At 68.0% G+C, this 15,003-nt stretch carries 16 protein-coding genes; all 16 read right to left on the bottom strand.

From position 1 onward, the window contains the following. Nucleotides 1-2: 2 nt before the first annotated feature. The gene (gene nusB, locus AB7O82_RS11485; RefSeq protein WP_428543086.1) at nucleotides 3-470 is read right to left on the bottom strand and encodes a transcription antitermination factor NusB; all 468 of its coding nucleotides are present in this window, start codon (nucleotides 468-470) and stop codon (nucleotides 3-5) included. Next, nucleotides 467-943: a 6,7-dimethyl-8-ribityllumazine synthase gene (gene ribH / locus AB7O82_RS11480; protein WP_428543083.1), complete on the bottom strand. Its 477-nt coding sequence runs from the start codon at nucleotides 941-943 to the stop codon at nucleotides 467-469. Before ribH ends, nusB begins: the two co-directional genes overlap by 4 nt. Before the next feature lie 2 nt (nucleotides 944-945). Further along, nucleotides 946-2,097 carry a 3,4-dihydroxy-2-butanone-4-phosphate synthase gene (ribB, locus tag AB7O82_RS11475; RefSeq protein WP_428543080.1) on the bottom strand — a complete coding sequence of 384 codons (1,152 nt, stop codon included), beginning with the start codon at nucleotides 2,095-2,097 and terminating at the stop codon, nucleotides 946-948. After that, entirely contained in the window at nucleotides 2,094-2,696 is a 603-nt protein-coding gene (locus tag AB7O82_RS11470; protein WP_428543077.1) for a riboflavin synthase, read from the bottom strand. The genes ribB and AB7O82_RS11470 overlap by 4 nt, the downstream gene beginning before the upstream one ends. 9 nt (nucleotides 2,697-2,705) lie before the next feature. After that, nucleotides 2,706-3,788 (bottom strand): bifunctional diaminohydroxyphosphoribosylaminopyrimidine deaminase/5-amino-6-(5-phosphoribosylamino)uracil reductase RibD, encoded by a 1,083-nt coding sequence (ribD, locus tag AB7O82_RS11465; protein WP_428543074.1) that lies wholly within the window; start codon nucleotides 3,786-3,788, stop codon nucleotides 2,706-2,708. 4 nt (nucleotides 3,789-3,792) lie between these two features. Then, a complete protein-coding gene (gene nrdR, locus AB7O82_RS11460; protein ID WP_428543071.1) occupies nucleotides 3,793-4,260 on the bottom strand; it encodes a transcriptional regulator NrdR in 468 nt (155 codons plus the stop codon). A gap of 30 nt (nucleotides 4,261-4,290) precedes the next feature. Then, nucleotides 4,291-5,598, bottom strand: a complete 1,308-nt coding sequence (gene glyA / locus AB7O82_RS11455; RefSeq protein ID WP_428543068.1) for a serine hydroxymethyltransferase — start codon at nucleotides 5,596-5,598, stop codon at nucleotides 4,291-4,293. Continuing rightward, nucleotides 5,595-6,044, bottom strand: a complete 450-nt coding sequence (gene rpiB / locus AB7O82_RS11450) for a ribose 5-phosphate isomerase B (RefSeq protein WP_428543065.1) — start codon at nucleotides 6,042-6,044, stop codon at nucleotides 5,595-5,597. The genes glyA and rpiB overlap by 4 nt, the downstream gene beginning before the upstream one ends. 339 nt (nucleotides 6,045-6,383) lie before the next feature. Then, entirely contained in the window at nucleotides 6,384-7,991 is a 1,608-nt protein-coding gene (locus AB7O82_RS11445; RefSeq protein ID WP_428543062.1) for an ATP-dependent acyl-CoA ligase, read from the bottom strand. 2 nt (nucleotides 7,992-7,993) lie between these two features. Then, entirely contained in the window at nucleotides 7,994-8,971 is a 978-nt protein-coding gene (locus tag AB7O82_RS11440; protein WP_428543059.1) for a 3-hydroxybutyryl-CoA dehydrogenase, read from the bottom strand. Continuing rightward, nucleotides 8,968-10,059 carry an NAD/NADP octopine/nopaline dehydrogenase family protein gene (locus AB7O82_RS11435; RefSeq protein ID WP_428619412.1) on the bottom strand — a complete coding sequence of 364 codons (1,092 nt, stop codon included), beginning with the start codon at nucleotides 10,057-10,059 and terminating at the stop codon, nucleotides 8,968-8,970. Before AB7O82_RS11435 ends, AB7O82_RS11440 begins: the two co-directional genes overlap by 4 nt. Nucleotides 10,060-10,310: 251 nt before the next feature. Continuing rightward, entirely contained in the window at nucleotides 10,311-10,850 is a 540-nt protein-coding gene (locus tag AB7O82_RS11430) for a MarR family winged helix-turn-helix transcriptional regulator (RefSeq protein WP_428543053.1), read from the bottom strand. Nucleotides 10,851-10,862: 12 nt separating this feature from the next. Beyond that, a complete protein-coding gene (locus AB7O82_RS11425; protein WP_428543050.1) occupies nucleotides 10,863-11,594 on the bottom strand; it encodes an SDR family oxidoreductase in 732 nt (243 codons plus the stop codon). Beyond that, entirely contained in the window at nucleotides 11,591-12,385 is a 795-nt protein-coding gene (locus AB7O82_RS11420) for a cyclase family protein (RefSeq protein ID WP_428543119.1), read from the bottom strand. Before AB7O82_RS11420 ends, AB7O82_RS11425 begins: the two co-directional genes overlap by 4 nt. Before the next feature lie 17 nt (nucleotides 12,386-12,402). Continuing rightward, entirely contained in the window at nucleotides 12,403-13,644 is a 1,242-nt protein-coding gene (locus AB7O82_RS11415; protein ID WP_428543047.1) for an SDR family oxidoreductase, read from the bottom strand. A gap of 100 nt (nucleotides 13,645-13,744) precedes the next feature. After that, nucleotides 13,745-15,001 carry a thiolase family protein gene (locus AB7O82_RS11410; RefSeq protein WP_428543044.1) on the bottom strand — a complete coding sequence of 419 codons (1,257 nt, stop codon included), beginning with the start codon at nucleotides 14,999-15,001 and terminating at the stop codon, nucleotides 13,745-13,747. Nucleotides 15,002-15,003 lie beyond the last annotated feature (2 nt).

The following is a 15,003-nucleotide window of genomic DNA, read 5'->3' as shown; positions in this document are numbered from 1 at the left end:
GGTCACCTCGCCGGCTCGGAGGGACGCGCGTTGCGTCCGACCCGATCGAGCACCGAGTTGACGAAGCTGGGCTCGCCCTGGTCGTAGAAGGCGTGGGCGATCTCGACATACTCGTTGATCGCCACCCTGAGGGGCACGTCCTTGCGATGCACGAGCTCGTAGGCGCCGGCGAGCAGGATGGCGCGCACCAGGCGATCGATGCGCGCCCATGTCCAGTCCTTGGCCAGCGCCGCCGACACGGTCTGCTCGAGCGCGTCCTTGTTGGCCACCGTGCCTTCCACGACGTCCTTGAACAGCGGCCGGTCGGCATCGCGCCGCATGCCGCCCTCGCCTGCCTCGCCGGTACGGACCTTGAGGAACTGCTCGACGATCTCGCCCGGGCCGTGCGCGCCCTCCTGCCACTGATACAGGGCCTGCACCGCCGCAAGCCGCGCGGCCTGCCGGCGGCTCGGCGTCGCCTGTTGGCTCATTTCGGCGGCCAGCGCCGGCGCAGCGCCACCATGGCCAGGCAGGCATGGGCCGAATCGCCACCCTTGTCGCCGCGATCGATGAGGGCGCGTGCCTCGGCTTGCTCGAATGTGTTCACGGTGACGATGCCATAGCCGATGGCGAGCCTGCCTTGAACCGCCAGATCCATCAGGGCCCGCGCGCTCTCGCCGCAGACGTAGTCATAGTGCGAGGTTTCGCCGCGGATGACGCAGCCCAGCGCCACGAAACCGTCGTAGCGGCCGGCCGCCAGGGCGATGGCGCCCGGAATCTCGAAGGCGCCCGGCACGACGACGCGCTCGAAGGCCGCGCCATTGCGCACGATCTCGCGCTCGGCACCGGCGATCAGGGCGTCGGCGATCTCCGGGTAGTAGCGCGATTCAACGATCAGGATGCGTGCGCCTGCCACACCGTCGACCGGCGGCCGGGCCGTCGGCGTCTCCGTCCGGGTCGACATGGCTAGCGTGCCGCGCGGCCGGGAACCGGCTTCTGGCCGACGATCTTGAGGCCGAAGCCCTCGAGGCCGACAACGCTTCTGCGGCTGTTGCTCAGCAGCACCATTTCCTTGACGCCGAGGTCGATCAGGATCTGGGCGCCGACGCCGTAGTCGCGCAGCTCGCCGCCCGATGGCGCGATCGGCTCGCCGGCGCGCCGGCGCTGCTCGGCCAGCATCACCGTCAGCGGCTCGCGGATCAGCACGATGACGCCGCGCCCTTCCTCGGCGATCAGCTTCATCGACGCCTCGATCTCGCCGCCGCGGCCGGTGTCGCGTTGTCCCAGCGCGTCGGTGAAGATGTTGACGGCATGCATGCGCACGGTGACCGGCCCGCCGCTCGCCGGGTCGCCCTTCACCAGGGCGATGTGCTGCGCCAAGGTCACCTTGTTGACGTAGATGACGCAGCGGAAATCGCCGCCGTAGATGCTCTCGAAGGTGGTCTCGGAGAGACGCTTGACGATCGAATCGTAGCGCCGGCGGTAGGCGATCAGGTCGGCGATGGTGCCGATCTTGAGCCCGTGGCGCTGGGCGAAGGTGATGAGGTCGTTGCGACGGGCCATCGTGCCGTCGTCGTTCATGATCTCGCAGATAACGCCGGCCGGTGTCAGCCCGGCGAGCCGCGCCAGGTCGACGGCCGCCTCGGTATGGCCGGTGCGTTCCAGCGTGCCGCCGTCGCGCGCCACCAGCGGAAAAACGTGGCCCGGCGAGACGATGTCCTGCGGCCCGCACGAGGGGTCGATCGCCACCGACACGGTGCGTGCCCGATCGGCGGCCGAGATGCCGGTCGTCACGCCTTCGCGCGCCTCGATCGACACGGTGAAGGCGGTCTGGTGGCGCGTGCCGTTGTTGCGCGCCATCAGCGCCAGGCCGAGCTGCTCGACCCGCTCGCGCGTCAGCGCCAGGCAAATCAGGCCGCGCGCGTGCTTGGCCATGAAGTTGATGGCCTCGGGCGTCGCCCACTGGGCGGGGATCACGAGGTCGCCTTCGTTCTCGCGGTCTTCGTCGTCGACAAGGATGAACATCCGGCCGCGGCGGGCTTCCTCGATGATGTCCTCGGCCGCAGCCTTCACCTCGGAGAAGGTGATCCGCCAGGCATCCTTTTCGAGCGCGCTCATGATCTTCCGTGCTCCAACAATCGCTGAACGTATCGCGCGAGCATGTCGACCTCAAGGTTGACCCGCTGGCCGACCCTGGCCTGCCCCAGGGTGGTGACCGCCTGGGTGTGCGAGATGATGTTGATGCCGAAGCGGTTGCCATCGACCTCGTTCACCGTGAGCGAGATGCCGTCGACCGCGATCGAGCCCTTGGCGGCGATGAATCGCGCCAGCTCGGCCGGCGCTTCGAAAATGAAGCGCACGCTGCCGCCTTCCGGCGTCATCGACACGATGCGGCCGACGCCGTCGACGTGGCCATACACCAGGTGGCCTCCCAGCTCGTCGCCCAGCTTGAGCGACAATTCGAGGTTCAGGCGGCTGCCCTGGCGCCAGTCTCCGAGGTGAGTCTTGGCCAGGCTCTCGCCGGAAACCTCCACGGCAAACCAGTCCTTGCCCTTCTCGACGACGGTCAGGCAGCAGCCCGAGCAGGCGATCGACGCCCCGATGGCGATCGGTGCCATGTCATGCTTGGTGCGGACGACGAAGCGGCGATCGCCCTGGTTGCCGCCTGGTGTGATGGCGGTGATCTCGCCGATGTCGGTGACGATGCCGGTGAACATGGCGCGTACTTAAGGCCCTCGGGTCCAGGTTTCCAGCGTGTCACCGCCGAGGACGCGCGTGGAAACGAGGGTAAATCGGGGCGCGAAACCCAGCCGCTCGAGTCCCAGGGGGCCGACCGCAGAGCGGCTGTCCCCGCCCAGCGCCAGGCCGCCGCGGAATATACTCAGGCGATCGACCTCGCCCGCTTTTAGGAATGCGGCCGTCACCTTGCCTCCGCCTTCGATCATGAGGCGCATGATACCACGCGCGCCCAGTGCGCGGACGGCCGCGGTGACGTCGACCCGACCTGTGGGGTCCGCCCCGACCTCGATGATCTCGACGCCCAGCGCCTGCAGGGCCTCTCGTCTGGCCACGGGCGCGGCGGGGGTGCAGATCAGCCAGACCGGATGCGCGCGCGCCGTCGTCGCCAGCTTCGAGGTCGGGCCGAGGCGCGCGCGCGAATCGAGCAGCACGCGCACCGGCGAGTATCGGGCAAGCCCCGGCAGGCGGCAGGTCAGCTCCGGATCGTCCTGCGCCACGGTGTTGGCGCCGACCAGGATGGCCTCGTGCGTCGCCCGCATCCGGTGCCCCCAGGCCCGTGCTTCGGGACCGGTGATCCACTGGCTCTCGCCCGATGCGGTGGCAACCCGGCCGTCCAGCGAGGTGGCGAGCTTGAGATGGATAAGCGGCCGGCCCTCGCGCACCCGCAGCACGAAGCCGGCGTTGATTTCGGCTGCCTCCGCTGCGCCTTCGCCGACCTCGACCGCGATGCCGGCGGCGCGCAGGCGGGCGTGGCCCTGGCCGTTGACCTGCGGATTGGGATCCTCGAGCGCCGAGACGACGCGCGCCACGCCGGCCGCGATCAGGGCGTCGGCGCAGGGCGGCGAGCGCCCGTGATGCGAGCACGGTTCCAGGGTGACGTAGACGGTGGCGTCCTTCGCCAGGTCGCCGGCCTGCCGCAACGCATCGACCTCGGCATGCGGACGGCCGCCATCCTGGGTGCGGCCACGCCCGACCACCCTGCCCTCGCGCACGATCACGCAGCCGACGGCCGGGTTGGGCCAGGTACGCCCCAGCGACCGGCGCGCCAGCGCGAGCGCCGCGCGCATCATCGTGTCAGTCCTTGAGACTGGTCGTCTCGGCGAGATCGGAGATGAACTCCTCGAAGTCCCGGGCCTCGCGGAAATTGCGATAGACCGAGGCGAAGCGCACATAGGCGACCGGATCGAGCGCGCGCAGCGCGTCCATCACCAGCTCGCCGATCTGCGTCGAGGGGATCTCGCTCTCGCCCGAGCTTTCCAGGCGGCGCACGATGCCGTTGACGACGCGCTCGACCCGCTCGGGATCGACCGGCCGCTTGCGGCAGGCGACCGAGATCGAGCGGGCGAGCTTGTCGCGGTCGAAGGCGACGCGCTGGCCGTTCTTCTTGATGACCGTGAGCTCGCGCAGTTGCACGCGCTCGAAGGTGGTGAAGCGCGATCCGCAGGACGGGCAATAGCGCCGCCGGCGGATCGCCGAATTGTCGTCGGTCGGTCGCGAGTCCTTAACCTGTGTGTCCTCGTGACCGCAGAATGGACAGCGCATTTTCTCCCCCCGTTTTTGCCTGCGCTTTTGTCAGTCGCGGTAGATCGGAAAGCGGGCGCAGAGCGTGTGCACCTTGGTGCGCACTTGGCTCTCCACCTGGGCGTCGCCGTCCGGCCCGTTGCGCGCGATGCCGTCGAGGACATCGGCGATAAGATGGCCGATCTGGCGGAACTCGGCGACGCCGAAACCGCGCGTCGTGCCGGCCGGCGAGCCCAGCCGCACGCCCGAGGTCACGGTGAATTTCTCGGGATCTCCCGGGATGCTGTTCTTGTTCACCGTGATGCCGGCGCGGTCGAGCACCTTCTCGGCCGCCACGCCGGTCGCCTTCTTGGGCCGCAGGTCGACCAGCATGACGTGGCTGTCGGTGCCGCCCGAGACGATGGCAAGGCCACGCTCGATCAGCGCTGCCGAGAGCGCGCGCGCATTGTCGACGACATTGTGGGCATAGGCCTTGAACTCGGGGCGCAATGCCTCGCCCAGCGCCACGGCCTTGGCGGCGATGATGTGCATCAGCGGGCCCCCCTGCAGCCCCGGGAACACCGCGGAGTTGATCTTCTTGCCGACCTCGGCGTCGTTCGACAGCACCATGCCGCCGCGCGGGCCGCGCAGCGTCTTGTGCGTCGTCGTCGTCACGACGTGAGCGTGCGGCAGCGGGCTCGGGTAGACCCCGGCGGCGACCAGGCCGGCATAGTGTGCCATGTCGACCATGAACCAGGCGCCGATCTCGTCGGCCACCTTGCGGAAACGCGCCCAGTCGATATGGCGCGAATAGGCCGACGCGCCGGCGACGATCAACCGGGGCTTCTCGCGGCGCGCCACCTCCTCCATCTGCTCATAGTCGATCAGATGCGTGTCTGGCTTGACGCCGTACGACACGACCTTGAACCACTTGCCAGACTGGTTGGCCGGCGAGCCGTGCGTGAGATGGCCGCCCTGGTCGAGGGCCATGCCCATGAAGGTCTCGCCGGGCTTCAGCAGCGCCATGAACACGGCCTGGTTGGCCTGCGCGCCGGAGTGCGGCTGGACGTTGGCGAAGCTGCAGTCGAACAGCTTGCAGGCGCGGTCGATCGCGAGCTGCTCGGCCTTGTCGACCTCCTCGCAGCCGCCGTAGTAGCGTCGCCCTGGGTAGCCCTCGGCATACTTGTTGGTCAGCACCGAACCGGCCGCTTCAAGCACCGCGCGGGACACGATGTTCTCGGAAGCGATCAGCTCGATCTGCTCGCGCTGGCGATGCAGCTCGCCCTTGAGAACGGCGTCGATCGCCGGATCGGCTTCGGCAAGATCGCGAGTGAACATTGGCAGCGGCATGTCGCTCAACCTGGCAGCGGCTCGACTCATTGTTGACAACCCTTCGATAGCTTCTCGACGCGGCGCGCATGGCGGCCGCCGTCCCAGTCGGTTTTCAGAAAGACCTGCAGCGCCTCGCGCGCCGTCTCCACGCCGATGAGCCGCTGGCCGAATGCGACGACGTTGGCGTCATTGTGCTGGCGCGCCAAGCGTGCCGATGTCGCGTCGTGGACCACCGCCGCCCGGATCTTTGGATTGCGGTTGGCGGCAATCGAGATGCCGATGCCGGTACCGCAGACGATGACTCCGCGTGTCGCCCTGCCCGACGCGACCGCCTCGGCCACAGCCTTGCCAAAGTCAGGATAATCGACGGATTCCGGTGAGCCAGTGCCAAGATCGAGCACCTCGTGGCCCGCGCTCTGCAGGTCGCGCTTGAGAATTTCCTTGAGGTCGAAGCCGGCATGATCCGACGCGACCGCGATGGCGCTCCCCGGCATCTCGACGGCTGGTTCCTTTCTAGCTGTTGATCTTCCGTTACCATATCGGGGGTAGTGATGTCACGATTCCCCCAAAATCATGGGATACGACCTACAAGACGTTGAAACGGCTCACGAAAATGGCAGGACGGCAGGTGATGGCGGGTCCAGGCGGCTCCAGCTTGCGCCGTCGTCGAATTTTGACGACGTCAAAATGCCATCCTCGTAATCGGGGGAGGTGCCCATAGGCGTTAAACTAAGAAGAATCCTCATCTTGAGGAGGCCCGCGCGGCGACCGTCTCGAAGGATGGGGCCGGGGGCACCTCCCTCGTATGACGGGGGGAGGAACATTGAATCGCGTCACCGTCGCTTGACCGTGATTCCGGCGGCTTCGCGGTCCCAGGTGCGGTCGGTGATGCCGCGCTCGCGCAACTTGTACTTCTGGATCTTGCCGTTTTCGGTCGTCGGCAGGGTATCGACGAACTCGAGGAACCGGGGCACGGCGAAGTATGGCATGCGGGTCTCGCAGAAGCGGATGACGGCCACCGGATCGAGCGCACTGCCGGCCTGCAGGACGATCGCCGCCATGACCTCGTCCTCGGCGAGTTCCGAGCGCACCGGGTAGGCGGCGGCGGTGGCGATCTCGGGATGGCTCAGCAGCACCTGTTCGACCTCGAAGGAGGACACGTTCTCGCCGCGCCGGCGGATGGCATCCTTGAGGCGATCGACGAAGCGGAAGTAGCCGTCGGGCTCGCGGATGACCCGGTCGCCAGTGTGGAACCAGAGATTGCGCCACGCCTCGACCGTCTTCTCCGGGGTGCCGAAATAGCCGGTGCCGAATGCGTACGGTGCCTCGGCGCGCAGGATGAGCTCGCCCGGGGTGCCGTCCGCCACCTCGTTGTCGTCGTCGTCGACCACGCGGGCGGCAAAGCCCTCGAAAATCCGTCCCATGGTGCCAGGCTTCTGCTCGCCGAGCGGCGTGCCGATGACGAAATTCGTCTCGGTCGAGCCGTAGCCGTCGAGCAGGCCGATGCCAGTGCGCTGGGTGAACTCGGCATGGAAATGGCCGGGCACCCCTGGCGCCAGGGCAATGCGCGTCGAGTGACGTTGCTCGTCAGGGTGCGGATCGCGCGACAGCAGGATCGGCACCATCGCGCCGAGGAGATAGGTCACCGTCGCCTGCCGCTCCGCCAAAGTGGTCCAGAAGGCAGAGGCGGAGAACCGGCTTTCGAAGCTCGCCGTGGCGCCGGTCAGCATGGCCTGGAAGAAGGTGTTCAGCGCATTGGTGTGGAACAAAGGCAACGTCGTGCAGAGCACGTCGTTCTCGACGACGCCCAGAAGATGGGCGGTGTTGACGCCCCACCAGAAGAACTGCGCGTGTGGGCAGCACACGCCCTTCGACGGGCCGGTGGTTCCCGAGGTGTAGAGGATGGCCAGCGTATCGCTCGGCCGCGCAGGCCCGGCGGCCACCGCCGCGCCCAGGGGCGGCAGCACTTGCGCCGGCACCACGGTGGGCGGCGCGCCGACCGGCTGGTCGATGATCCAGATCGCCTCAACCGGCAGGGTCGCGAGATCGACGTGGTCGAGAGCACTCAGCAGGGCCGCCTCGATCACCAACAGCCGGGCGCCTGAGTTTTCCAGGATGTGGCGCAGTTGCAGGCCGCGCGAGGCGGTGTTGATCGGCACAAGGATGGCGCCGAGCCAGGCCGTGCCGAGGAAGATCTCGATGAACTCCGGCCGGTTCTCGCAGATCAGGGCGACGCGATCGCCCGGCCGCACCCCGGCCTCGTGCAGGCGGCCGGCGGCGCGCGCGGCAAGCCCGGGTGCCTCGACAAAGCTCCAGCACTTGCCGCCGGATTGCACCAGCGGCCTGGCGCCGAACTTGTCGGCCTGGGCCTGCAGCATCACCGCGACACTGCGCTCGCCGGGAGCGAAGATGCGGCCGGCATCGAGCGGTTCAGGCGTCATGATCACACCACCGGCGGCCGGACGAGGCCGAGATCGCGCAGCAGCGTCGTGAACGCCGTCAGCCGCTCCAGGCGATGTCTGTCGAGATCGAGCTTCTCGTAATCGAGAAAACCGCGTCCGGTCTTCATGCCGATGTTCCCCTCCTGCATATTGCGCTCGACGATCGCCGGCGCGGCGTAGCGTTCGTTGCCCAGAGCCTGAGTAAGATAGCGACTGGCGTAGTAGAGAATGTCGCCGCCGCCCCAGTCGATGAACTCCAGTAGCCCGAGCACGGCGAAGCGCAAGCCAAAGCCATACTTCACCGCCTTGTCGATCTCCTCGGCCGATGCCACGCCCTCCTCGACCATGCGGGCCGCCTCGTTCATGGCGAGCGCCTGGATGCGCGGCACGATGTAGCCCGGCGTCGCCGCACAGAGCACGGTGACCTTGCCGATCCCGTCCAGCAGGTCCCGCAGCGTCTGCACCACGTTGCCGCTGGTGACCTTGCCGGGCGACAGCTCGACCAGCGGCATCAGGTATGGCGGATTGAGCCAGTGGGCATTGAGGAAGCGCTCGCGATGCTCGATCGCCTCGGCGAGGTCGTCGACCAGGATGGTCGAGGTGGTCGAGGCGATGATCGGCTGCGGTCCGGCGAGACGCGACATCAGGGCGAGCGCTGTCCGCTTCTGCTCGAGCACTTCCGGCACGCCCTCGAAGATGAAGCCGGCAGCTGGCAGCACGGTGGCCGCCTCGGCCGCCGGGACGACGCGCACGCGGGCGGCGATGGACGGCGCCTGCTCCGCGGCGCAGAAACCAAGCCGCGCCAGCGTGCCCAGGGTGGCGCCGATTTCGCACGTGGCTTCCCTGGCAAGGGAAGTGAACTGGTCGGCCGCACGCTCCTTCAGGTCGATCAGCGCGACGTCGTGTCCAGCATAGGCGAACACCACGGCGAGGCCGCGTCCCATGCGGCCGGCGCCCACCAAGGCTATGGGCTTCCTCATGCGAAGCCCTCGCGCAGCAGCTTCTGCACACCGGCCCGATCGAGATCGCCGAGCCCGAGGCTCGCCAGGGTGCGCCCAGTGCGGAAGAAATCCTCGCCGCAGATCGCGCCGCCGATCGAGAGGAAGGCCTCGACCAGCGGCGCCGCGACGCCGGCAAGCCGCGCCGTCGAGGCCAGCAAGGCCAGCCCCATCCGCACGTCCTCGATCATGTAGCGGTGTTCACGCAGGACGATGCGCTCACGCCAGTCGCCCGATTTGGTCAGTCTCTCATGCGAGCCCCGGCCATACATCCACTCAAGCCCGCTCGCGGCATAGTGGTTGGCCAGCGGGAAGTGCGGAGCGCCATAGCCCAGCGCCTCGCGGATCGCTACGCGCTCGCGATCGAGCGCATCGGTCACGCGACGCACCGCCGGCTGGGTTCCCTCGTTGTGGATGTCCCATTTCTCGAAGTGCTCGAGCGGCGCTGCATTCATCACGATGAGCGGCGGATGGATGATCGGTCCGGCATTCATGAGCGCGCCTGACAGGGCATCGCCGCACGGTCGAATCGCGCCCGGAAAGGCACGCTCGAGGACCGCCAGCGTGGCATCGGCGCGCGATAGCGGAAATACGCCGGTCGGCAGATGCTTGCCGCGGGCGGAGATCTGTACCTCGAACGGGCCGTGCTTGCGCGCGAGCCAGGGCAAGGTGCCGGTCTCGGCAAACGCCACGCGCGCCCGGTTTCCGGCCTGCCGGGCGGCCGTGGCGAACAGAACAGACCCGAACGTCCCCGGCGGCAGGAACACGACCTGCCCGTCGCCGAGATGAGGTGCGAGGCGCTTGGCGATTTCGTCCTGGGCGAAGGCCGGCGTCGGACAGACGATCAGCTCGGCACCGTGAACGGCCTCGCCAATGTCGGTCGTGACGAGCGCCGGCGTGGCCTTGTACGTGCCGCGGAAATCCTTGACCGTGATGGTACAGCCGCTGTCGCGATGGCTGGCGACGGCGGCTGCATCGCGGCGCCACATCCGGACCTGGTGTCCGGCGAGCGAGAGGTCGCCCGCGGCTGCAAATGAACCGTTACCGCCGCCCAAGACTGCAATTTCCAAGACTGTTCCCTTTCGAAAGCGACGCGCTTTTCATTCCCCTCCCCAGCTTCGCTGGGGAGGTGTCGACGGAGGGGTCATGGTCTTCCGGATCGCGGGCGTGCCCCCCGCTCATGATCATGTGCGGGCGGGACGCCCGCGGTCCAAGAAAGCATGACCCCTCCGCCCCGTATGACGGGGCACCTCCCCAGCGAAGCTGAGGAGGAGAATGAAGGGCGCGAAGGCGCTGCTTTCCAAGCCGCCCGCCCATCCCTTCACCCCTTGCCGTGCAGGTCGAGATTGCGTTGCAGCAGCGTCAGGTTCTGCAGGAGCTCGCTTTGCGCCTCGACGCTGAGCTCGCCCAGGATCGACACCACCCATTCCTCGTGTCGCCGCGCCATGCGCAGGAACGCCTCGCGACCCTTGCGCGTGAGCTGCACGATCATGCTGCGGCGATCGTTGGGATCCTCGTGGCGCGACACAAGCCCGGACTCGCCGAGCTTGTCGACCAGCCCGGTGACCGCGCCGTTAGACACGAGAAGCCGCCGCGACAGCTCTGACATGGAAAGACCGTCTGGAAAGCGCTCGAGCTGCGCCAGCACGTCGAAGCGGGCGAGCGAGGTGCCGAATTCCTTGCGCAGGCGCTGGCCGAGTATGTTCTCCATCTTGCCGGAACAACCGAGCAGGCGCAGCCACACCCTGAGCTCGAGATGCCCCTTCTGCGTCGACGCCGTTCCGCTCTCGACGAACCGCACCTCGCCATTGGACCGGTGGCGCATCCTGCCATTCGACGACTTCAAGACGGGTTCGCTCATGGTCGCGTCCCTTCAGATGACCAGCGTGCCGACGCTGGCCCCGCCGCAGACATAAAGGACCTGGCCGGTGATGAACGACGCCTCCCGGCCGGCAAAAAACCTGACCGCCGCAGCGACGTCCTCGGGCCGGCCGAGCCGGCGCATCGGGATGGCCGCCGCCAGCGCCGACTCGCGCTCACTGCCGGCCGGGATGATCTCGTGGAACATATGCGTGCCCTGGACGGGACCGGGCGCCACCATGTTGACGGTGATACCGTGCGGCGCGAGCTCGAGCGCCCAGGTGCGGCCCATGCCGATGATTCCGGCCTTGGTCGCAGAATAGGCCGTGCGACCCGTGGCACCGAGCGCCGCACGCGAGGAGATCAGCACGACCCTGCCGAAGCCCACCCGCTTCATGTGCGGCAGCGTCGCGCCGAGCAGGGTCAGCGCCGCGCCGAGATGGAGCTGGGCGAGGGCTGCGATGTCGGCCGCCGCCGTGCTTTCGACCGCGTTTGGCCGAATGACGCCGGCATTGTGCACGAGATGCGTCACGCGATGCTCGCGCGCGATCTCGGCCGCCGCTGCTTCGGTGGCGCGGGCATCGAACAGGTCGACCGTCCGCGCCTCGAGCTTCGGATGTGCCCAGTCCGGCTTGTCGAGGGCGAGCGAGATCACGTGATAGCCGTCGGCCAGCAGCGCCTTGGCGATGGCGGCGCCGATGCCGCCGCTGGCGCCGGTGACGATCGCAGTGCCGGCGTCGCTCACGCGCGGGCCTCTGCGCGCGGCACCAGCGCGAGGACGCGCAGCGGGCTGCCCGAGCCCCGCCGGATCTTGAGCGGCGCTGCGAGAATCACCGCGCCGGTTGGCGGCAGCAGGTCGAGATTGGCGAGACACTGCAATCCATAACGGCCCTTGCCATGCATGTAGTAGTGCGCCGGATAGGGCGGGTTGAAATGGAAGGCCTGGCCCGCGTCGGTGCCGATCGTCTCGGTGCCGAGGCCGTGCAGGTCGCGCTGCTCGACCAGGAAGCGCACCACCTCGGGACACGGGCCCGGCGTGTGCTGGCCGTCTTCCCGCATGTTGACGTAGTCGCGGCCATTGCGCTTGGACCAATCCGTCCGCAGCAGCACCCAACTGCGCGGCGGGATGCGCCCGTGCAGCACCTCCCACGCCTCGACATCGGCCACGGTCAGCTCGTAGTCGGGATTGGCGGCCGACTGCTGCGAAATGTCGATCACGATGGCCGGTGCGATGAAGTTCGCCACCGGGATGGTGTCGACTGAATTCTCCGGCAGGTCCTTGCCCGAGATCCAGTGCACCGGCGCGTCGAAATGCGTACCGGTGTGCTCGCCCATGGAGATGTTGTTCCAGTACCAGGCGGACCCGCGCTCGTCGTAGCGCGACACCTCCTCCATCCGGAACGGCGCGCACTGGCCGAGCTCGGGCGGCATCACGATGGTCGGGAAGTCCGGCGACAGCGTATGGGTGAGATCGACGACCTCGATCTCGCCGGCCGCGATCGCGCCGGCGAAGGCGAGCAGATCGGGAGAAGCCATTACGTCCGTATTCCTGCTCATGAGCCGAGCTCGCGTTCGAGGGCCTTGGGGTTGACAGCCAGGCGCGCGCGGATGTCCTCGGCGATGTCGCCGACGAAGACGTCCTCCAGCCCCCGTTGCAGCGCCTGCACCACGGCGCGGGCGAGCGCCGACGGCGCGAGCTTGGGCGGCGGCACCGCCTGGTACCATTCGGTCTCGAGCGGCCCGAAGAAGACGTTCACCACCTTGACGCCGCCCGACCGCAGCTCGGCGCGCAACGATTGCGCCGCCGACAGGCAGGCCGCCTCGGTGGCAGAGAAGGCACCGTAGGCCGGCCAGTTGGTGAGTGCGAACACCGACACCAGGTTGACGAAGGCGGCAGCCGAGTTGATGCCGTCGGCACCGCGCGCGCGCAGCACCGGGCCGAACGCCTGGGCAAGCCGCATAAGCCCGAGATAGCGGACTTCGAGCTCCTCGCGCGCCACCGTCAGGCCCTTGCGCTCGATGATGCCGCCGGTGCGCACGTGCTCGGCGGTATTGACCAGGATGTCGACACGCGGCGCGAACTCGCCGGCGCACTCGTTGACCGAGATGGTATCGGTGAGATCGAGCGCCACGATCTCCACGCGCTCGAGCCTGCGCAGCCGCTCCTCGCCGGGAAACGGCTTCCACGGGTCGCCGACACCGACGAACACGATGCTCGCTCCGGCTTGCGAGAGCGCCTCAGCCATCGCCTGCCCGACGGCGGTGCGACCGTCGGTGACCAGCACGCGGCGATACTTCGGATCGCAGGTGAGCTCGCGCCATTGCGGATCGTCGGCCATGTTCGGCGTATCCTTGGCCGGCAGCGCGATCACGATCGCCTGGCCAGACTTGTCGAGCTTCAATTCCAGACGGGTCCTTTCACCCTCGCGCAGATCGCCGTGCAGGTGCGCCACGACCGCGGGACCGGCGTCGAGAAGCACCGTGCCGATGCGCCAGGGCATGCGTTCACGGAAATAGACGTCGGTCGAGGTTCGGATGGTCGTCTCGGCGAGCAGGATGCCGCCATTGTCGACATCGCGAAACGGCAGGTTGGCCGACAGGCAGCGCGGGCAGGCGTCGCGCGGCGGATAGGCGACCGCGCCGCAGTCGCCGCAGACCTGAAGGTGGAAACGGCCTTCGGCAGCCGCCGCCGTGAGGCCGAGCGCGGTGCGGCTGCGCGTGCCCTGTGGCAGCAGCGGGATGCGCGTCTTCTTGAGCGGGTCCTTGCGCTTGGGACGGCTCAATGGCTCGGTCATGCCTGCCCTCCGAGACCACGTGCGCAAGCAAAATGAGGCGTCATCCCGACCGAAGCCGACCGCAGGGAGGCGCAGTGGAGGGACCTTTCTTGTTGCGCCATCATGAAGAAAGGTCCCTCGACTGCGCCGCCCTCCGGGCGGCTTCGCTCGGGATGACGGTATCTCTTTCAATACGCGAATGACCTGCCTGCCCTCCCGCCAGCAGCGCCGCGCCGCTCGCCAGGCCGCGATCGTAGTTGATCATGCCGAACCCGGAGGCGAGGCCGACCGTGGCCTCCGGCACCCTGGCGCCCAGCGGCTCGCCGCAAAGCTGGCGCACCGTCTCAACGAGGCCAAGGAACCCGCCGGCCGCCCCCGCCTGCCCGACCGAGAGTTGCCCGCCCGAGGTGTTGTGCGGAAAACTGCCGTCTGCCGTGAGCGTGTGCGAGCGGACGAAGTCCGGCCCTTCGCCCTTGCCGCAGAACCCCAGATCCTCGATCTGCATCATGCAGATCACCGGGTAGTCGTCGTAGGTCTGCACGAAATCGACGTCATCGGGCGTGACGCCCGCCATCGCATAGAGCTCGCCGATATCCATGGCCCAGCCGCCACGATACTGGATCGGGTCGTCGGGAAAGGCGTTGTGCCGCTCGATGGTGGCGAGAAGCCGCGCTGCCGGCAGGCCGAGAGACTCTGCTGCGTCCTCGCGGCACACGAGGAAGGCGTCGGCACCGGCGCACGGCATGACGCAGTCGAAGAGATGAATCGGATCCGAGATCGCCCGCGCGCCCATGTATTCGTCAAGCGTCAGCTTCTTCTTCATCAGGGCGTGCGGGAAGTGCAGCGCGTTGTCCCGCTGCGCCACGCAGATCTTGCCGAAATCCTCGCGCGTCGCGCCGTAGCGCATCATGTAGTTGCGGGTGATCAGCGCGAAGCTCGCGTTGGGGCCGCCCGAGCCGTAGGGATAGACGGCGTCCTGGGCGAAGCGCGAGAAGGTCGACAGCATGCGCCGGAACGAATCGACCTGGTTGGTGTCGCCGGCGACGCAGACCACGAACTCGGCATCGCCGCACTGCACGGCGCGCGCCGCGCGGCGCAAGGCGACGACTCCGCTGGCGCCGCCCAGCGGCACATGATCGAGCCAGCGCGGGCTCAGCCCCAGATGCTGCGTGAGACCGATCGCGGTGTCGGGGCCGACCGTGAAGCTCGACAGCGACAGCCCGTCGATGTCGGTGCTGCGCAGGCCGGCCCGCTGGACGACCTCGCGCACTGCGCGTCCCACCCACCAGTGCGCCGTGTTGGTCGAGTAGCGGCGATAGGGAATGGTTACGGGGGCGGCGACAACGACGCCGTCATAGGGTTGTCTGGTGGCGGCCATCC

Source organism: Reyranella sp., from assembly GCF_050185545.1.
GTDB lineage: Bacteria > Pseudomonadota > Alphaproteobacteria > Reyranellales > Reyranellaceae > Reyranella.
This window is presented reverse-complemented; position numbering and strand designations above follow the sequence as displayed.